Source organism: Ruegeria sp. B11 (assembly GCF_056539785.1).
Map to the genome: position 1 here is coordinate 64,760 of NZ_JBQFVO010000006.1, position 19,200 is coordinate 83,959.

The following is a 19,200-nucleotide window of genomic DNA, read 5'->3' on the forward strand; positions in this document are numbered from 1 at the left end:
AAGACCCAGGAGACAGCATAATGCCCCGCGCCTTTTCTGAACTGACCTTCACACCCGCCGTTCGCGCCCATCAAGAGCGGATGGGATCCGCCGCGACCTATGCGAAATTCCTGAGCCGAGGACCAAAACAGGGCCATCAAATCGGACCGACCGAAGAGGCGTTCATTCGCGCCCGCGACGGGTTCTATCAGGCCACCGTCTCAGAAACCGGCTGGCCTTATGTGCAGTTTCGCGGTGGGCCGATAGGGTTTCTGAAAGTGCTGGACCCGCACACCATCGGCTATGCGGACCTGTCTGGTAACAAACAATATATCTCGCGCGGCAACCTGGATGGAAACGACCATGTGGCGTTGATCTTGATGGATTACGCGAACCAGCGCCGCCTCAAGATACTTGGCCGGATGACATTCAAGGAAGGTGCCGCGGCAGCAACTGATCTTTACACCAAAGGCTCCGAGACCGAGGCAGAACGGGCCGCGATCATCAAAGTTGAAGCGCTTGACTGGAATTGCCCCCGCCACATCACGCCGCGCTTTACCGAGGCCGAGCTTCGGCCACATCTGAATGATCTGGGTCAGCAACTGGCTGTTCTGCAATCAGAAAACCAGCGTTTACAGAGGGAATTGGCTGAGCTCAAAGCTGCGGCCGTTTTTCGAAGATGAAATCCGCGCCGGTTCAGATGTGAAACGAATGGCGCGCGATCGCTATGGATCTGAGCGGCAAATTGTGACGCAGGGTTGCCCTTTGGTCCAAGCTTTGCTTTGTCCTTTCTAAACATCACGACCTGCCGTCCGCTTGAGGCAGGAGCGGATAACAGAGAGGATCATCACATGGCAAAAGTTGCGTTCCTTGGCCTAGGCGTCATGGGCTACCCGATGGCCGGGCATCTTCAGGCTGCCGGCCACGAAGTCACCGTCTACAACCGCACCGCATCCAAGGCCGAGGCTTGGGTCGCCCAGCATGGCGGCGCGATGGCCCTGACACCGCGGCAAGCCGCGGAAGGGGCAGAGTTCGTGATGGCCTGCGTTGGCAATGACGACGATCTGCGTATGGTTTGCACAGGTGAAGATGGCGCCTTTCACGGAATGGCCAAGGGTGCGGTATTTGTTGATCACACCACCGTCTCGGCCAAGGTCACGCGTGAGTTGTACGAGGCTGGCAAGACACAGGGGGTTGCTTTTGTGGACGCCCCGATCTCGGGCGGTCAGGCGGGAGCCGAAAATGGTGTGCTATCGATCATGTGCGGCGGTGACATGGACGCTTATCGTGCTGCTGAGCCGGTGATGCAGGTCTATTCCAAAATCTGCCGCCGCATTGGAGACAGCGGCGCGGGTCAAATGACCAAAATGTGCAACCAGATCGCGATTGCAGGGCTGGTGCAGGGCCTGAGCGAAGCATTACATTTTGCCGAAAAGGCTGGGCTGGATGGTCGGGCTGTGGTCGAGGTGATTAGCCAAGGCGCGGCAGGCAGCTGGCAGATGGCGAACCGGTATGAGACCATGCTGGATGACCATTTTGAGCATGGCTTTGCAGTCGACTGGATGCGCAAGGATCTGGGAATCTGTCTGGATACCGCCAATGAGACCGGGGCTTCACTACCAGTGACGGCGCTGGTCGACCAGTTCTACAAAGACGTGCAGAAACTTGGCGGGGGCCGGTGGGATACGTCCTCGTTGTTCAAACGGTTGCGAGCACTGGACTGAGCAAAGAGGGGGCTGTCTGCCCCATCGCGCCAGGACGCGACTCCGCCCGAAGATATTTTTGGCCAGATGAAGAGGATCACCGTGGCAGTTGCAAGAGATAGCGCATGAGCGACTTGAACACTTTCTGGGCTGGTCGCCTGCGTGAACACTGGGGTTTGGACGCCCGTCTGACGCGTCTGGATGGGGAGTACGACCTCAACTTTCTGGTCAAAGCCACCAACGGGCAGGATTATGTGCTCAAGGTGATGCGCGCGGGGTGCGATGCGGCATTGGTCGATCTGCAGGTCAAGGCGCTGGGACATCTCAGCGCAGCAGCGCCCGGATTGCCCTTTCCTGCCGTTTATCCCGATTTGAACGGGATGATGTTGCCTGAGATTGCCGACGCGCATGGGCAACCGCGACAGGTCTGGCTGCAGGAACGACTGCCGGGGGCATGCTATGCAAGCAGCGCGCCCAAGACCGAAGACCTGATACTAAAACTGGGCCGTGTTCTGGGCGCAACCGACCGGGCGCTGGAGGGGTTCACCCACGAGGGCTTGCATCGCGCGGATTTCAAATGGGATTTGACGCGGGCGAGTTGGATCGTCGACCAACTAGAGGCCATCTCTGATCCGGCACGACGCGCGCGCGTTCAACAAATCACAGCGGATTTTGAGGCGATCTCTGATCAACTGGGTGCATTGCCAAAACAGGCGATTCACAATGATGCCAATGATTACAATATCCTTGTTGAAGGCAATCTGGGCGAACGACGCAGCATCTCGGGTCTGATCGATCTTGGCGACATGTGCGCGGCGCCGCGCGTTTGCGATCTGGCTATTGCCGGGGCCTATGTCGTTCTGGAGCACCCTAAACCCGAGCGCGCATTGGCTGCGCTGGTACGCGGTTATCACGCCGCCAATCGGTTACGCCCGGATGAGATCGACCTGATCTGGCCTTTGTTGCAAGCACGGTTGGCGGTGTCCGTGGTGAATTCGACGCTGATGGCGATTGAGAACCCGGATGATCCGTATGTCACGATCAGCCAGGCCCCGGCGTGGCGATTGATTGAAAATGAGGCAATCAATGGCGCACTCATGCCCGCCCGATTGCGCGCCGCGTGTGGCTTGCCCGTTGTGGATGGGGCCGAGCGCATCCATGCCTATCTGTCCAACCATCGTGGACATTTCGCGCAGATGTTCGGGCAGGATCTGAGCGACACGCCAATGGGCTCACTGTCGGTGGAGAACTCGACCTGGCCGCAAAACCCGTTCCACATGCCGCTGGACGAGGCGGCGCGGGTCGGTGAGGAGTTTGGGGAAGGTCCCTGGCTTGGGTATTACAGCGAGCCTCGCCTGATCTATGCTGAGCCGGGGTTTCGCAAGGGACCGTGGAAAGCGTCGGATCGGCGCACAGTGCATCTAGCCGTGGATGTGTTTGCACCCGCCGGAACAGTGCTGCATGCACCTCTCAGCGGTCGGGTCGAAGCCGTTGAAAACAGGGACGCGCATCTCGACTATGGCGGGGTTGTGATCCTGCACCACGAAACGCCCGAAGGGGATGCATTCTACACGCTTTATGGCCATCTGGACCCTGAGGTGAGTGAGCGTTTGAAACCAGGTGACCCGGTGGCTCAGGGTGCAGCTTTTGCCCGTCTGGGCGATGCCAGTCAGAATGGCGGATGGGCCCCGCATGTGCATTTCCAACTGGCGCTGACGACCGACGGTATGCAGGCCGACTGGCCGGGCGTAGCGGATCCTGATGAGCTCGAGCTTTGGCACGCGGTCTGCCCCAACCCCGCAGCACTGTTGAACTTGCCTGATGAAAAGGTTTTCTATCGACCAACCGACAAGCAGGCGATCCTACAGGACAGGCGCGAACACTTCGGCGGCAATCTCAGCCTGACATACGACGACCCGGTCATGCTGGTGCGTGGCTGGAGGCATCACCTGTTCGATGAATGGGGGCGACCCTATCTGGATGCCTACAACAACGTTCCGCATGTAGGCCATGCGCATCCGCGTATTCAGGCGGTTGCAGCGGATCAGCTGAAGCGCATGAATTCGAACACGCGCTATCTGCACCCGGCGCAAACCGCCTTTGCCGACAAGGTATTGTCGAAACTGCCGGATCACCTTGAGGTCTGTTTCTTCGTCAACTCAGGGACTGAGGCCAACGAATTGGCTCTGCGTCTGGCGCGCGCGCATACCGGGGCAAAAGGGATCGTGACGCCCGATCACGGCTATCACGGCAACACAAACGCTGCGGTGGCGATCTCGGCCTACAAATTCAACAAACCTGGCGGTATTGGGCAGGCAGATTGGGTGGAACTGGTTGAGGTCGCGGATGACTATCGCGGTTCGTTCCGGCGTGATGACCCCGAGCGTGCCCGGAAGTTTGCTGACCTGATTGATCCGGCGATTTCGGCATTGCAGGCAAAAGGGCAAGGCCTAGCCGGGTTCATCGCTGAAACATTCCCCTCAGTCGGGGGACAGATCATTCCACCAAAAGGCTATCTGTCTGCGATATATGAAAAAATCCGTGCCGCCGGAGGGGTCTGCATTGCCGATGAAGTCCAGACTGGCCTCGGGCGCCTGGGCGACTATTACTTCGGCTTTGAACATCAGGGCGCGTTGCCTGACATCGTGGTAATGGGGAAGCCCATCGGCAACGGCCACCCGCTGGGTGTGCTGGTCACTACCAAAGAGATCGCCGAAAGCTTCGACAACGGGATCGAGTTTTTCTCGACCTTCGGCGGCTCAACCCTGTCCTGCAGAATCGGGAAAGAGGTGTTGGACATCGTCGATGATGAAGGCTTGCAAGAGAACGCCCGTGTGATGGGGGCTCACCTGCTGGATGGCCTCAAACAGATCGAAGCTGACTTTGGCTGTGTCGGCGATGTGCGCGGTATCGGCCTCTTCTTGGGTGTGGAACTGATTAACCCGGATGGCTCGGAAAGCGGTGAGATTTGCAGCTACGTCAAGAATCGGATGCGCGATCATCGCATTCTGATCGGTAGCGAGGGACCCAAGGACAATATCCTGAAAATCCGGCCACCGCTAACCATCGAAGCAGAGGACGTCGACATGATTCTTTGGACGCTGCGGGAGGTTCTTGGCGAAGTGGGTGACTACAGCCCTGCCCCCATGTGCGATCACGATCATCATCATGCGGGCTGCGGCTGCTGCTAAGAAACACAAACCCCAGCGAAATTGCTGGGGTTTTGTCGCCGTCGATCAGTGGAGCACTGAATGTGGGGGGTGGTGCCCGGTCGTCGGCAAAGGGATCGAAACGGTCATCCGGCGTAACGCCAAGCCCAGTTCCTCGGACAACGAGGCCAGTGCCGGGGCGAAATCGGGCCGTACGATCAGCGAGGCCATCATCATTGCATCTTCACGCGCCCCTTCAGAGGCGGCACCGATCATCTGGGCAAAACAATTCTCATCAGCGCCCAGACATGCACATCCCAGCCCATGACGCACCAGCGGACGGCGACCGTGATGTGCACAAAGTGAACACAGCCGGTCCAGCGTCAGCATCGTGGCGCGTCCCTGATCTGCACCCAGCGCGATGTCAAAATCGCTTGCGGCATTTGCCCGGCCTTCGACCCCATCACCCCAAAGCCGCAGATACATGACGGCTCCGGCCTCAATGGGGTTCAGGTCAGCCAGACGGCCAACAGCCGCCCCGCCACGCGAAGAAGGTGCGCTCATTTTGTCAGGATCAGTTTGCCTGCGCGGGTGATACGCAGCGTATAAAGCTGATCGCCCAGCTCGATATGGGCCAGATTGCCGCCATTGGTGAGGTCTTCCGCCTTGTGGGCCGGAAGCATCGAAACAGCGTAGCTAAGGGTCGAGGTAGGGGTTTGCGCGTTCATTGGGGCATCTCCAGAGCATCTGTGGCACTTGGCCTTGTCTGTCTTCGTTTCGCTTGATCTGGCTGACCCTGTTTTGGGCTGGCTATCTGTTCGTGTGATTAATCTGATAAAAATAGTAAGGTTTGTCAAGCTGCTGTTTTTTCAATCGCTCCCACGGGTCTCTATTGCGCCGTCGCACAGCACGACCTAGGCATTGGATATCAACAAACAAAGGCGGATTCGCAGATGGCAGCAGTTGTCGTATTTGATCTGGATGGCACCCTGATAGACAGCCTTGCCGACCTTGCTGCTGCGGTAAACCGAATGCTGCACGATCAGGGGCAGGCCTCATTGCCTCAGGATACGATCCGGGGATTCGTCGGGAACGGATTACCCAAGCTGGTCGAGCGGGCGATGACGCATTGCGGGCTGGAGCCAACGCTTCACAAGGACCTAACACAGCTTACTCTGAAGCACTACAATGCAGGCGCCTGCGATCAAACCGTAGTTTATCCCGGCGTGATCCAGGCGCTGGACGAGCTTCGAGATATGGGCTGTGCGCTTGGGGTCTGCACCAACAAACCCGAAGCCCCTGCCCGGCATGTGCTGGGCGAACTTGGCCTGCTACCCTATTTCAACACGGTATTTGGTGGAGACACGCTGGATATACGCAAACCCGATCCAGAGCACTTGCACGCCTGTTTCAAGACCCTTCAAGCCGCAGGCCCACAGATCTTCGTTGGCGACAGTGAGGTTGATGCAGAAACTGCGCAACGGGCTCAGGTCCCGTTTTTGCTGTTTGAACAGGGATATCGAAAGTCACCGGTTTCGGACATGCCGCACACGCTCAGCTATGATAACAGTACCGCACTGCCTGCACTTGTTCGGAAAATCCTGACGCAGGCATAGACCCCAAAAAAGGTCGAGGGGCCGGCCAAGGGGGTAAGAAGCCAGCCCCTCATCGGGGGAAATTAGTGAAAGTGGATTGGGCGCACTGGCCCGGTAGTTAATGAAAAGTTAACGCACCTGCGCGGATCGCGAAATTGGGGGATTCCCGTAGTGCTGCGATTTTTTCCCCGATCTTCCAAATTATTTTGCGCGCAGAAGCCTAAAAACTGGGATTTATGCGGCTTTCTCAGCCGCGGCACGCGCGATCACCAGTTCCTCGTTCGTCGGAATGACCATCAGTTTCACACGTGACAGGTCGGTCGAGATGACGCGCAGATTGTCCGCGTTTGCATCGTGGTCCAGTTCAAGACCCAACCACCCCATGTCAGTGCAGATACGATCACGGATATAGGTCGAGTTCTCACCGATCCCGCCGGTAAACACGACGGCGTCCAGACCTCCCAACACAGCGGCCAAAGCGCCCAGCTCGCGGCGTATCCGGAACGTGTAGTAGTTGATGGCATTGCGTGCACCCGGCGTATTCGACGCCTCAAGCGTACGCATATCATTGGTCATTCCGGAAAGGCCAAGCAACCCGGATTTACGATACAGAAGATCCGAAATCTCATCCGCATTCATGCCTTGCTGATCCATCAGATACAGCACAACACCCGGATCCAGCTGGCCACAACGCGTTCCCATCGGCAAACCATCCATGGCCGAGAACCCCATGCTTGAACCGACCGAGCGACCTCCGATCATAGCGCACATCGAGGCACCGTTGCCGAGATGCGCCACAACCACCCGTCCGCCATGTATCAGCGGCGCAGTCTTGGCCAGATGGTCCGAGATGTAATCATAGCTCAGACCGTGGAAGCCATAGCGGCGAACGCCCATATCGTAATACTCGGTCGGCAATGCGAAGGTGTCATTGACCCAAGGGTGGTGGCGGTGAAAAGCGGTATCGAAACAGGCAACCTGCTTGGCATTGGGGAACCTGTCCATCGCAGTACGTGCGCCCTGCAGATTGTAAGGTTGGTGCAGGGGCGCAAAAGGCTCGAGTTTTTCCAGCATCTGCAAGCTTTCGGGGGTCAGCAGAATGGGCCTGTCATTATCCGGGCCGCCATGCACGATGCGGTGTCCAACTGCGGTCACGCCCGCCGACGGGAACTGCCGTTCCAGCAAATCCAGAATATAGTCCAAGGCGCTGGCCTGATCGCACAGCGCTTCAGAAGCGGTATCGGCAAGCACACGGCCATCCGTGGTCTCTGCTTTGATGCGCGCCGCAGGGCTGCCGATGCGTTCCACTTCTCCCGAACAGACAAGGATCGGATCTGCTTCGCCCGCGGAAAACAGCCCAAACTTCAGCGAGGACGAGCCTGAATTCAGTGTGATGATATGGTCCATCAGATCTTACCCGACATCCGCGCCGCATGCAGGGCCGCGACGGCACAGGAAACCAGCCGCGCCTTTTCACCATCTGCGCGACTGGTCAGGATAATCGGTACGCGCGCGCCCAGCACCACCCCGGCAGCCTCGGCGTGCGCGATATACGTCAGTTGCTTGGCTAGCATGTTGCCTGCGTCCAGATTGGGTACGACAAGAATGTCTGCCCGTCCGGCCACCTCGGACACGATCCCTTTGGTGCGCGCCGCGGCCAGGCTGACCGCGTTGTCCATGGCAAGCGGCCCATCGACCAAGCCACCCCTGATCTGCCCCCGCTCGGCCATCTTCGACAGCAATGCGGCATCAATCGACGACCGGATAGCCGGATTCACCGTCTCGACCGCCGACAGAACACCCACTTTCGGAGCGCCAATTCCGATTGAGATTGCCAGATCGATCGCGTTCTGCGTGATGTCGATCTTGGTTTCCAGATCCGGCTCGATATTGATGGCCGCATCGGTCACAAGCAAGGGATGCGGCTGGCCGGGTATATCCATGACGAAGACATGCGTAAATCGGCGCCCCGCGCGAAGTCCACGATCCCGCCGCAACGCCGCCCGTAGCAGTTCGTCCGTATGAAGATGCCCCTTCATCAATGCTTCAGCATGTCCTTCGACAACCAGATCAACCGCTTTGTTGGCGGCGTCCAGATGGTCCTTAACAGGAACGATCTCGACGTCACCCAAGGGCAACTCAATCTCACGCGCTGCTGCAGCAATCTTGTCGGGGTCACCTATCAGGACCGGCTTGATGATGGTTTCACGCGCCGCCAATAAGGCCCCCCCCAGCGAGTTGGGCTCTTCTGGGGCGACAACTGCCGTGGGGATCGGAGGCAGCGGGCGCGAGCGATCGAGCAGTGCATCAAAATGCCGGTGCCGCTCGACGACCAGACCAGGCACTTCAATCTCATTGAATGACAGTTCTTTCTCCGGAGCGATCACGACCGCGATGCCGGACACGATCAGCGCCTCATCACTAGGGCGCATCACCTGAGTTTTCAGAACTACCTCGCGGTTATCGCGTTTTTCGATAACCGTAACTCTGGCCAGCAGTTCTTCACCCGCATATGCCCGGGCGCTAAAATCCAAGCTTTGCGACTTATACAGCGTACCCGCGCCCGGCAGGATATTCCCCAAAACGGCCGAGATCAGAGCCCCAAGAAACATCTCGGGCGCGATCGCCTCGTTTACGTTATCACCGTCCCCATCTTCGTCGGCCAGGTTCAAAGGGTTATGGTTGCCGGAATTCGATGCGAAGACATAAAAATCATCCTCTGTGCAGAACCGAGTCAGCTCGGCGGTGTCACCGATCTGAAGCTGATCAAAGGGCTTGTTGTGATACTGCATTGAAACTCTCGGCGGCTGTTTTGCACCGATCATTATGAGATTTCAGGTAAATTTCCAATGACGTTCGGTGGGTTTTATCGTGTCATGATGCATCGATTTTTGATCGCACTGCATACTTCACGACATGGAGAACAGAGTTTTGATCTGGTTAGTCTTTTCTGACCGAGCATCACGCAGATTGCTGGTCTGAAACTCTTCTTTCCGAAGCCGCATGGAAAACCCCAAGTCGACGAAAGGCGTGTGTCGCGCGGAATGATTTTCATCAACCGCAATGATTTGCGCTGGCATAACGCTTCTGCAGCCTATAGCCCACACAAGACGCTATGCAGTCGATGAAAGTACTGGAGCGAGAGGGGCAATGACCGCTGCCCAAGGGCCTGTCTCGCAGCCTTCGCTCTCGGGGCTATCGTCATCTAACGGTTATGAAGCCTGACCCTACGTCGCCGGTTGTTATTGCAATCATGGATTTCGACCAAACAGACAAAGTCCATGACAGGCCCGCGCTGATTGCCTAGAAATGCCTATTAGATTTGCTTTTGGAACCAGGTGATCCCAGTGGAGCAATTGGCGTTTACATACGAAATGGGTGTGGTCTCGGCGCTTTTGGCCTTCACGGTGTTCTTGTTTGTGTCCGAGATTGTAAGGATCGATCTTTCGGCCATCCTGGTGTTGGTCATTGTGGGTCTGCTGAGTTATGCACCGGGTCTCGAAAATCTGGCAAATGTTCCTCATCTGTTTGACGGGTTTGCGTCCAATGCCGTGATTTCGATCATTGCGGTCATGATCGTAGGGGCGGGTTTGGATAAAACGGGCCTAATGAACAAGGTCGCGTCCGTCATTTTGAAATATGGTGGTAAGTCTGAAAACCGAGTGCTGCCGATCGTTTCGGGCACAGTCGGTGTTATCTCATCATTCATGCAAAATGTCGGGGCGGCGGCGTTGTTCCTACCGGTGGTTAGCCGTATCTCATCGCGATCGGGTATTCCGTTGTCACGTTTGCTTATGCCCATGGGGTTTTGTGCCATTCTGGGGGGGACAATGACGATGGTCGGGTCCTCGCCGCTTATTCTGTTGAATGACCTGATCCAAACTGCAAACGAAGGACTGCCCGAAGCTCAGAAGATGGAACCCTTTGGATTGTTTTCCGTTACCCCCATCGGTGCGGTGCTGATCTTGACGGGGATCGCATATTTCCTGCTGCTGGGGCGTTGGGTGCTGCCGGGCGATTCAGGGTCGGAGAGTACGGGTACCGGGCGCGGGACTCAGGAATATCTTCAGCGGGTCTACGGGCTGAAGGCCGATGTGTTCGAGGTTGTGGTTCCGGCCGACAGCCCGCTGGTTGGGCAGATTCTGGCCGACATCAACTTTGAAAATCACCTCTATATCATCTCGACCTTTTACCGTGGCAAGACCTCGATGGTTCAGGTGTTAACAGCCGAGATTGCCGCACCCTGTCGATTGGCGATAGTGGGTCGGCGCTGGGTTGTCGAAGAGTTTGCCGAAAAGTACGGGCTGACGGTGCTGCCTGATCTGGATGTGTTTGTCGAAGAGTTCGCACCCACGAATGCTGGGGTCGCAGAGGTGGTCGTGACGCCTGACAGCAAGCTGATCGGCAAATGCCCTCGCGAATTGCTGTTCCGTAAAACCTACGGAATGTCTTTGCTCGCCATCCACCGGGGTGAAGAGACGCTGAGTCATGTCGAGACTGAGACGCATGAATCCACCCAGATCGGGCTTGAGAAGTTCAAGGCTGGCGACATGTTGGTTGCTCATACCCGCTGGGACAACCTAATGCGGATAAAGCGTGATCCGGATTTTGTTGTGGTCACCTCGGACTTCCCGCAGGATGAATTGCGCCCGCAGAAAGTAGGCTGGGCGCTCTTGTTCTTCTTGATCTCATTGTCACTGATCCTGTTCACGGATGTGCGGTTGTCGCTCTGTTTGCTGACCGGAGCCGCAGGAATGATGTTGACCCGGGTGCTCAGTGTTGACGAGGCGTATCGAGCAGTTGGATGGAACACGGTCTTTCTGCTGGCGTGTCTGATCCCGTTGGGTCAGGCGGTGCAGAATACCGGGACTGCGGCATGGATTGCGCAGCAGATCATGATCATCTTGGATGGATGGCCGAATTGGGCGCTACAGGCGGGCGTCGCCATTCTGGCGACGGCATTTTCTCTGGTCATGTCAAACGTCGGCGCAACGGTTCTGTTGGTGCCCCTTGCGGTTTCAATTGCGGTTGCGGCGGGTGCCAACCCGGCGGTCTTTGCATTAACCGTCGCGATTTCGACCTCGAACAGTTTCATTATCCCGACCCATCAGGTGAATGCGCTGATCATGGGGCCAGCTGGGTACAAAGTGACCGATTTCGTCCGTTCGGGCGGGATCATGACGATCATCTTCTTGATCGTCTCACTGTTGATGCTGAATGTGATTTTCTGACCCTGTTAATTACCCAGCTAGGCTGATCGTTTGGCCCTGCTCTGACGCCTGTTGTGCGGCAAGGCCGATACGCACGGCCCAAATCCCATCACGCAGTGAGACCTCGGGTTTGGCGCGCTCGCCCCTGACCAGCTCCAGAAAGCCTTTGTGCTGGTAATAAGTCGAGCCATTGTGGTCGCCAGCCGCCAGCAACTCGGGATCAACGGGGATGTCGCGCTGGATTGGACCTTTCGGTGCGCGAGGGCTGATGATCAGCTGTGGTACAGGCGCGTCGCCCAGATGTTCGGGCCAGAAGCGGCCCGGGCCGGGCACAAGCGCTTCGATCTTGGCATCGCGCCCAATGGCCGAGATTTCTTCTTGATACCGCGAACCCTCGGCAAACATGCAAAGCTCGAGCATCGCGCGTGTGCCCGAAGCAAAATCGACAATGACATAGCCGTGGTCCAGAATATCTGGAGTATCGCCGTCATAAACTTCGTCCAAATGATTGACGGCTTGGCCTCCGCTTGCGGAAACACGAACCGGGTCTGATTGCAGGATCAGGCGCATGAGGTCGAAAAAGTGGCAACATTTTTCGACGAATGTACCGCCAGTGTTACGGTTGAACCGGTTCCAATTGCCGACCTTTTCGAGAAACGGAAAGCGGTGTTCGCGGATCGTGAGCATCTTGATCTCACCACCTGCGGTCGCTGCTTCATCGATCAGCGCCGTGATCGGGGGCATATAGCGATATTCCATCGCGACCCAGATCGGGTGCGGAAAATTGCGCTCTAACTCTTCAAGCCGTGCAAGATCGGCGGGATCAGTGAACAACGGTTTCTCGATCAACAGTGGCAGTGGGCGGGTTTCCGCAATCTCGGCCAGTTGATCAACATGCAGGTGGTTGGGGCTGGCGATGACCAGACAGTCCAGATCATTGACCGTCAGAAGGTCCTGAAGGGAAGACACCATCTGCGCGTCGGGTGCAATCGCCTGCGCCTTATGCGCCATCTCCGGGTCGGGTTCGAAGATTGCGGCGACTCGTGTGCCCTCAAGCAGAGCAATGTTGTGCAGGTGTTCCTGCCCCATCATGCCGCATCCGATCAGCCCGTAATTGGTGGTCCGGGTCATGCGCAGTTCCTTTTATTTCAGGCGTTGAACATATGTGGCTCGATCTGGATCAAACCATGTTTTTGAAAACTCGATAGGTTCAGCTTTCTCAGACCAACTGAACCGTTCGATATACCCTGCGGCTTGGCCCGCAGGTTTGGTGAAGCCTTCAGGTGTCCAGTCGGGCAGGGCACTGACAGAAACGCGATCCTCTGCCCGTGTGATCCAGAAGCCAAGTTGTTGCTGGTAATAGCGATAAAGCGAGTCGGACAGCAGGTTCTGGTCGATGGTCCCGGCTGATTCGTCCAGCCAGATTTCTTCGACCGCGATGATTGTGTCATTCAGATAACGCATCCGACGTACACGCGAACCGCTATCAGACAGGCCGAACTTCGGCAGTTTCGCAGGCTTCTTGAGATGATCAACCGACAGGATGTCGGCACGCGGCAACCCGCCGCCTTCGGGCAGTTCCAGCCGGAACATAGCATAGACGCTGTTCTGCGTTCCGGTCTCGCGGATGTAGTTGCCCGAACCCTGAATACGCTCCAACATGCCTTTTTTCTCAAGCTCGGCGAGGGATTTTCGCAAGGTCCCGACCGAGACATTTAGGTTCGAAGCCATGTCCCGTTCAGGTGGAAGACGCTCACCATCAATCAGACGGCCCGCAGCAATATCGCGGATCAGAAGCTCTGAGATCTGGACATAGATCGGCAGGGCATTTGGATTGCGGCTGTTGGCGGACATTGAGGGCGCTTCACTCGGTCGCAGGAAAAATTGATACACTATTGATCTACATCAATGCGCTTGCTACGCAAGAGGAAAGTCAAAGATGTACGGAGCGTGAATCAAATGACCATCGTCCCCATCACATCCCCCGACCTGGATGCGGCCGAGGTTTCGTGGTTTGCAGCGCTTTGCTCGGATGACTACCAGTTTCTGGGTGTGCCCGATGGTGATCTGCGATCCAGTTGGGAGCATTGTTTAGGCATCGTGAAAGAGGCCGAGGCGCAAGGCTTTCGCAACATCCTGTGTCCGTCATCGTACCAGGTCGGTCAGGATACGTTGAGCTTTGTTGCAGGCTGCGCCCCGATCACTGAAAAGATCAACCTGCTGGCCGCCGTGCGCTGTGGCGAAATGCAGCCCATCATGCTGGCCCGTACCATCGCGACGCTGGACCACATGCTAAAGGGGCGGCTGACGGTTAACATCATCTCGTCCGATTTCCCGGGCGAGAAAGCCGACAGTGCGTACCGCTATCAGCGTTCGCGCGAAGTGGTCGAGATCCTGAAACAGGCCTGGACGCAGGACGAAATCAACCATGCGGGCGAGGTCTATAACTTTTCAGGCCTGACCACCGACCCGGCTCGGCCTTACCAGACCGGTGGCCCACTGCTGTATTTCGGCGGCTACTCGCCGTCTGCTTTGGACCTGTGCGGTGAACATTGCGATGTCTACCTGATGTGGCCGGAAACAAAGGATCAGTTGGCCGAGCGGATGAAAGCCGTTCATGCAGTTGCCGAGAATTACAATCGTACTCTGGACTATGGCCTGCGCGTCCACATGATCGTGCGGGATACCGAGGCTGAGGCACAGGAATACGCCGACTACATCGTCTCGAAACTGGATGACGAATACGGTCGCGCGATCCGCGAGCGGGCGTTGGACGCGACATCATTGGGTGTGGCGCATCAATCCAAGAACCGCGATCTGGCGGATGAGTATGGTTATGTCGAACCCGGCCTTTGGACCGGCGTCGGACGCGCACGGTCGGGCTGTGGTGCTGCGCTGGTCGGTTCGACCGATCAAGTTATGTCTAAAATCGAAGAGTATCAGAAGATGGGCATTCGCGCCTTCATCTTTTCGGGCTATCCGCACATGGACGAGGCCAAGCATTTTGGCTCCCGCGTGATGCCCAACCTGAAAACCTGCTCGCTTCCCGAAGCCTACGGGCGCGTGCCAGCAACCACCCCGGCAACCCCGCTGGGCAACGGAGTTCGTCGCTAATGCAACGTGTGAAACTATCTGACACGCTGGAAATGAGCCGCCTTGTCTATGGCATGTGGCGCTTGGGTGATGACAGTGACACCTCGACAGCGCATGTCGAGGCCAAGATACAGGCTTGTCTGGATCAAGGGATCACCACCTTCGACCAGGCAGATATCTACGGTGGATACGCAGCCGAAGCTGTTCTGGGCAACGCCTTGCGCGCCAATCCCAGCCTGCGCCAGAAGATGGAGATCGTCACCAAATGTGACATCGTCGCGCCAATGGGTCGCTATGCGGAGGCCAAGGTCAAATACTACGACACGTCGCGCGCGCATGTTCTGAAATCGGTGGATACGTCTCTGTCGGAAATGGCGATTGACCACATCGACCTGCTATTGATCCACCGCCCTGATCCAATGATGGACCACACTGAAACCGGTGCAGCGCTGGACGAGGTGGTTGCGAGTGGCAAGGTCGGGGCTGTAGGCGTGTCAAACTTCCGCCCTTGGGATTGGTCTCTGCTGCAGTCGGCAATGAAAACCCAGTTGGTCACCAATCAGATTGAAATCTCGCTTGGAGAGATCGGTCCGTTTACTAACGGCGATCTGGCGTTCCATCAACAGCATGGACATCCGCTGATGGCGTGGTCCCCGCTTGGCGGGGGCCTTTTGATGGCCGGAAACCCTCCGGTCGGTGTTGTTGCAGATGAGATCGCCGCAGAATTTGGTGTGGACCGAGCCGCTGTGGCCGTCGCCTTCCTGCTCGCGCATCCGGCAAACATTCTGCCTGTTCTGGGCACAAATAATCTGGGCCGTATCAAGCGCGCGTCGGATGCGTTGAAGGTCAAGCTGGATCGTGAAAGCTGGTACCGCCTGTATGAGGCGGCGCTGGGACATGAGGTGCCATGATGAACGCAATCTCGCGCGATATGAACCATACATTCGTCCCGCATAAGGACGACACGCGAACCCTGCGCGATGCTTTTGGCCGTTTTGCCACCGGAGTTACTGTCGTGACCTGCGACAGTGAGGATGGGCCAATCTGCATTACCGCCAACAGCTTTTCGTCCCTGTCGCTGGATCCGCCGCTGGTGATGTGGGCGGGCGACCGCAATTCGCGCCGGTTTCGTTATTTTCACGCGGCGCGTCATTTCAGTGTGCACGTTCTGTCTGCTGAACAGGCCGAGCTGTGCTTTGGCTGTTCAAAAGACGCCCATGCGCTGCGTGATATCGAACATGACCGTTGTGAAAACGGCACCCCGTTGTTGCCGGGTAGTCTTGCCCGGTTCGAATGCGAGCAGCACGCTTATCACGATGCAGGCGATCATGTGATCGTGGTGGGCAAAGTTCTGAAAGTCAGCATGGCGGATGGAGACGCGCTGACGTTCTTTGCCGGAAAACTCGGCCAATTCGCGCAGAGCTAAGTGCGATATGAAGACTGCGGGTCAAACCCGCAGCTGACAGTGGGAGGATCCGCATGGGCGGACTGGCATCGGCGTTGACGCCGATTGCATTCGTGAACGAAACCGTGCTGCGTCTGGGCCGCGCGGTCGGTGTTGTTGCGATTGCAGTTATGGTTATCGCGATCCTGATTCAGGTGTTCTTCCGATATGTCTTGGGTAACGCCCTGCCATGGCCGGATGAGGCTGCCCGGTTCTGCATGCTCTGGATGACGGGCCTGATGGCCCCCACAGCTTTCCGTCGCGGAGGGTTCGTCGCCATCGATATGCTTGCACGTTTCCTGCCGCGCGTGCTTGGTCAATCGCTCAATTTGTTCCTGCTGCTGATCTCGCTGGCCGTGTTGCTGGTTGCGGTCAATATCGGCTGGTCTGAGGTTACGGGCTTTGGTGGCCGGTTCGCCACTGCGGCGTTGTACCTGCCTACCTCTTTCGGGTTCGATGAATGGTACCGTATTCCGCGCAGTTGGATGATGGCCTCGCTGCTGGTTGGGATCATCCTGCTGATCTCGGTCAATATCGAACTGATCTTGCGGTCGATAGTAACCATGCTGGGCGGAGCACATCTTTTGCCTGAAATTCCCGAAGCTGCGGTGGGGGCTGAATAAATGCTGATTTGGTTCCTGCCCACCTTCCTGATTTTCCTGCTGATCGGCCTGCCGGTCTTTTTCGCACTGCTGGCAGCGCCCGGCATTCTGCTATGGCTTAGCGGTCAGACCAACGACATTACGCTGCTCTATCGCAATGTCTATAACGGTATGGATAGCTTCCCGCTGATGGCGATCCCTTTCTTCATGCTGGCCGGAGAACTGATGAACCGGGGCGGCATTACCATCCGACTTGTGGAGTTCAGCCAGGCCCTGATGGGCCACCTGCGGGGCGGCCTTGCGCATGTGAACGTCCTCAGCTCGATCCTGTTCGCGGGCCTTTCAGGGTCCGCTGTCGCTGATACTTCGGCGCTTGGGTCAATGCTGATCCCGGCGATGGAGAAGCAAGGCTATACCCGCAAATTTGCCGCCGCGATCACGGCAGCCAGTTCGGTGATCGGGCCGATCATCCCGCCCTCGGGCATCATGATCATCTATGCCTATGTCATGGGTGAAAGTGTGGCTGCGCTCTTTCTCGCTGGCATCGTGCCTGGGGTCATGGTCGGTGTCGGTTTGATGCTCATGATCAAGCTGATGGCGGATCGCTACGACTTCCCGGTCGCCAGCCGTAAATACACTTGGCCGGAACGCCGTCAGGCCAGCCTAAAGGCGTTCTTCCCACTGATGACCCCTGTGATCATCCTGGGCGGAATACTGGGTGGCATCTTTACCCCGACCGAGGCTGCCGCTGTCGCCGTAGGGTATGCCTTCATCATCGGTTTCTTCGTCCTGCGCACATTGACGTGGAAAGAAGTCCCCGAAGTGCTCAGCAACGCAGGCATGACCTCAGCTGTCGTCCTGTTGTTGGTCGGGGCGGCAATGGCCTTCAAGACGGTCGTTAGTCTTAGCCATGCGCCGGAGCAGCTGGCCTCGCTAATCCTCAGCCTGTCGGAAAACCCGCTGATCCTGCTGTTCCTGATCAACCTGCTGCTGTTCATCGTCGGAATGTTCCTGGATGCAGGCCCCGCTATTATCATCCTTGGCCCGATCCTCGGTCCGATCTTCACCAGCCTCGGTGTAGACCCGATCCATTTTGCCATTATCATGAGCGTCAACCTGACTGTCGGTCTGGCCACCCCGCCCATGGGGCTGGTGCTGTTCGTAGCCGCCGCCGTGTCTCGGGAACGGGTTGAAACCATCGCCAAGGCAATCCTGCCGTTTCTGGCGGTCGAAATCATCGTGATCTTCTTGATCACATACATCCCCGCACTATCCATGACGATCCCGAGGATAACGGGATTTGCAAACTGAACTGAGTATCACAGGGAGGAAACGCATGCTCAGAAGATTTATCAAAACCGCAGCGGTGGCCACGTCGCTAGTGGCCGCGTCTGCGATTGCCGCGGCAGCCGCCGACTACACGCTACGCGCCACAGCAAACTCGAATGAAAACGACGAAGACTATGACGGTCTGGTCGTTTTCAAGAACTACGTTGAGGCGGCCTCGAACGGAGCCATTGAGGTTGAGCTGTTCATCGGTACGCAGCTCTGCTCGAACGGTGCTGAGTGTCTGCAGGGCGTGGCAGACGGTACGATCGACATCTACATCTCAACCTCTGGAGGGGCCTCGGGCATCTTCCCTTACGTGCAGGTTCTGGACCTGCCTTACCTGATGGCCGATGACCGCATTGCCGAACATGTCCTATCTGGTGATTTCACCCGGCAGATGCGCGACATGGCGCTGGAGGATTCCGGCGGTGCGATCCGTCTGATGACAATCGGCAATACAGGTGGCTGGCGCAACTTCGCCAATACACAACGCCGTGTCGCCGAGCCGGCTGACATGGAAGGTCTGAAAATCCGCACCGTGGTTGCCGACCTGCCGCAGGAGCTGGTCAAAGCACTGGGTGCATCACCGACCCCGATCCCGTGGCCAGAACTGTTCACCAGCTTCCAGACCGGCGTGGTTGAGGGCTCGAAAAACGGCATCACTGACATCATGGGTATGAAGTTCCCTGATGCAGGCCTGCAATATGTCACGCTGGATGGGCATGCCTACATGGGTGCGCTGTGGTGGATGAACAACGCCAAGTTCCAGGAGATGCCAGAAGATATGCGCCGCGTGGTAGTCGACGGGTTTTATGCGCTGCAGCAGGCGACCTTTGCCTCACCCAAGCGCAAGTCGATCCAGGCGTATGAGGATTTCGTTGCCGGCGGTGGTGACCTTTATGTCCTTACACCCGACCAGAAAGCTGCGTTCAAAGAAGCCGCAACCCCGGTCTATGACTGGTTCCAGTCCAATGTGGCACGTGGTGATGAGATCTTTGTAGCGTTGACTGACGCTGTGGCAGCAGCCGAGGCGGATGTTAATGCCTCACGTGATGCGGATCTGAACTGAATTGCTGGGCCGGGCTCTGGGGTCCGG

General features: G+C 57.2%; 17 protein-coding genes. 11 read left to right on the forward strand and 6 right to left on the reverse strand.

Annotation, left to right across the window (positions count from 1 at the left end; translation table 11 throughout):
- The first annotated feature begins 20 nt into the window (after window positions 1–20).
- The 3 genes from ACR0I1_RS17605 to ACR0I1_RS17615 all read left to right on the forward strand — a co-directional run bounded on the left by ACR0I1_RS17605 (window position 21) and on the right by ACR0I1_RS17615 (window position 4,873).
- Window positions 21–662, forward strand: a complete 642-nt coding sequence (locus ACR0I1_RS17605; protein ID WP_480707425.1) for a pyridoxamine 5'-phosphate oxidase family protein — start codon at window positions 21–23, stop codon at window positions 660–662.
- A gap of 114 nt (window positions 663–776) precedes the next feature.
- A complete protein-coding gene (locus ACR0I1_RS17610) occupies window positions 777–1,703 on the forward strand; it encodes an NAD(P)-dependent oxidoreductase (protein WP_480459897.1) in 927 nt (308 codons plus the stop codon).
- Window positions 1,704–1,807: 104 nt separating this feature from the next.
- Window positions 1,808–4,873 (forward strand): aminotransferase class III-fold pyridoxal phosphate-dependent enzyme, encoded by a 3,066-nt coding sequence (locus ACR0I1_RS17615; protein WP_480707426.1) that lies wholly within the window; start codon window positions 1,808–1,810, stop codon window positions 4,871–4,873.
- A gap of 45 nt (window positions 4,874–4,918) precedes the next feature.
- Here ACR0I1_RS17615 and ACR0I1_RS17620 read toward each other — a convergent pair whose 3' ends face one another.
- The gene (locus ACR0I1_RS17620; RefSeq protein ID WP_170408198.1) at window positions 4,919–5,395 is read right to left on the reverse strand and encodes a hypothetical protein; all 477 of its coding nucleotides are present in this window, start codon (window positions 5,393–5,395) and stop codon (window positions 4,919–4,921) included.
- Window positions 5,392–5,559, reverse strand: a complete 168-nt coding sequence (gene hemP / locus ACR0I1_RS17625) for a hemin uptake protein HemP (RefSeq protein WP_170398358.1) — start codon at window positions 5,557–5,559, stop codon at window positions 5,392–5,394. The genes ACR0I1_RS17620 and hemP overlap by 4 nt, the downstream gene beginning before the upstream one ends.
- A gap of 225 nt (window positions 5,560–5,784) precedes the next feature.
- On the opposite strand from hemP, the gene gph reads away from it, so the two are divergent.
- Window positions 5,785–6,447 (forward strand): phosphoglycolate phosphatase, encoded by a 663-nt coding sequence (gph, locus tag ACR0I1_RS17630; protein WP_170514506.1) that lies wholly within the window; start codon window positions 5,785–5,787, stop codon window positions 6,445–6,447.
- Window positions 6,448–6,660: 213 nt separating this feature from the next.
- Here gph and ACR0I1_RS17635 read toward each other — a convergent pair whose 3' ends face one another.
- Both ACR0I1_RS17635 and ACR0I1_RS17640 read right to left on the reverse strand, forming a co-directional pair.
- Complete coding sequence (locus ACR0I1_RS17635; protein WP_480707427.1) at window positions 6,661–7,833, reverse strand: acetate/propionate family kinase; 1,173 nt, start codon at window positions 7,831–7,833, stop codon at window positions 6,661–6,663.
- Window positions 7,833–9,218: a bifunctional enoyl-CoA hydratase/phosphate acetyltransferase gene (locus tag ACR0I1_RS17640; protein WP_170802521.1), complete on the reverse strand. Its 1,386-nt coding sequence runs from the start codon at window positions 9,216–9,218 to the stop codon at window positions 7,833–7,835. The genes ACR0I1_RS17635 and ACR0I1_RS17640 overlap by 1 nt, the downstream gene beginning before the upstream one ends.
- Window positions 9,219–9,800: 582 nt before the next feature.
- Between ACR0I1_RS17640 and ACR0I1_RS17645 the strand changes: the two genes are divergently transcribed.
- Window positions 9,801–11,657 (forward strand): SLC13 family permease, encoded by a 1,857-nt coding sequence (locus ACR0I1_RS17645; RefSeq protein WP_170398548.1) that lies wholly within the window; start codon window positions 9,801–9,803, stop codon window positions 11,655–11,657.
- Window positions 11,658–11,666: 9 nt separating this feature from the next.
- Here ACR0I1_RS17645 and ACR0I1_RS17650 read toward each other — a convergent pair whose 3' ends face one another.
- Both ACR0I1_RS17650 and ACR0I1_RS17655 read right to left on the reverse strand, forming a co-directional pair.
- Window positions 11,667–12,767, reverse strand: coding sequence for a Gfo/Idh/MocA family protein (locus ACR0I1_RS17650; RefSeq protein WP_223117378.1), 1,101 nt, complete (start codon window positions 12,765–12,767; stop codon window positions 11,667–11,669).
- 12 nt (window positions 12,768–12,779) lie between these two features.
- A complete protein-coding gene (locus tag ACR0I1_RS17655; RefSeq protein WP_170398311.1) occupies window positions 12,780–13,490 on the reverse strand; it encodes a GntR family transcriptional regulator in 711 nt (236 codons plus the stop codon).
- A gap of 105 nt (window positions 13,491–13,595) precedes the next feature.
- On the opposite strand from ACR0I1_RS17655, the gene ACR0I1_RS17660 reads away from it, so the two are divergent.
- The 6 genes from ACR0I1_RS17660 to ACR0I1_RS17685 are packed head-to-tail and all read left to right on the forward strand — an operon-like array spanning window position 13,596 to window position 19,173.
- Window positions 13,596–14,750, forward strand: coding sequence for an LLM class flavin-dependent oxidoreductase (locus tag ACR0I1_RS17660; protein WP_480707428.1), 1,155 nt, complete (start codon window positions 13,596–13,598; stop codon window positions 14,748–14,750).
- On the forward strand, window positions 14,750–15,640 hold the full coding sequence (locus ACR0I1_RS17665; protein ID WP_480707429.1) for an aldo/keto reductase: 891 nt from the start codon (window positions 14,750–14,752) through the stop codon (window positions 15,638–15,640). Before ACR0I1_RS17660 ends, ACR0I1_RS17665 begins: the two co-directional genes overlap by 1 nt.
- Window positions 15,640–16,155 (forward strand): flavin reductase family protein, encoded by a 516-nt coding sequence (locus tag ACR0I1_RS17670; RefSeq protein WP_170408253.1) that lies wholly within the window; start codon window positions 15,640–15,642, stop codon window positions 16,153–16,155. Before ACR0I1_RS17665 ends, ACR0I1_RS17670 begins: the two co-directional genes overlap by 1 nt.
- A gap of 53 nt (window positions 16,156–16,208) precedes the next feature.
- Entirely contained in the window at window positions 16,209–16,796 is a 588-nt protein-coding gene (locus ACR0I1_RS17675; protein WP_170398319.1) for a TRAP transporter small permease, read from the forward strand.
- Entirely contained in the window at window positions 16,797–18,086 is a 1,290-nt protein-coding gene (locus tag ACR0I1_RS17680) for a TRAP transporter large permease (protein WP_170398321.1), read from the forward strand. It abuts the gene before it with no gap.
- 25 nt (window positions 18,087–18,111) lie between these two features.
- Window positions 18,112–19,173: a TRAP transporter substrate-binding protein gene (locus ACR0I1_RS17685; protein ID WP_170408182.1), complete on the forward strand. Its 1,062-nt coding sequence runs from the start codon at window positions 18,112–18,114 to the stop codon at window positions 19,171–19,173.
- Window positions 19,174–19,200 lie beyond the last annotated feature (27 nt).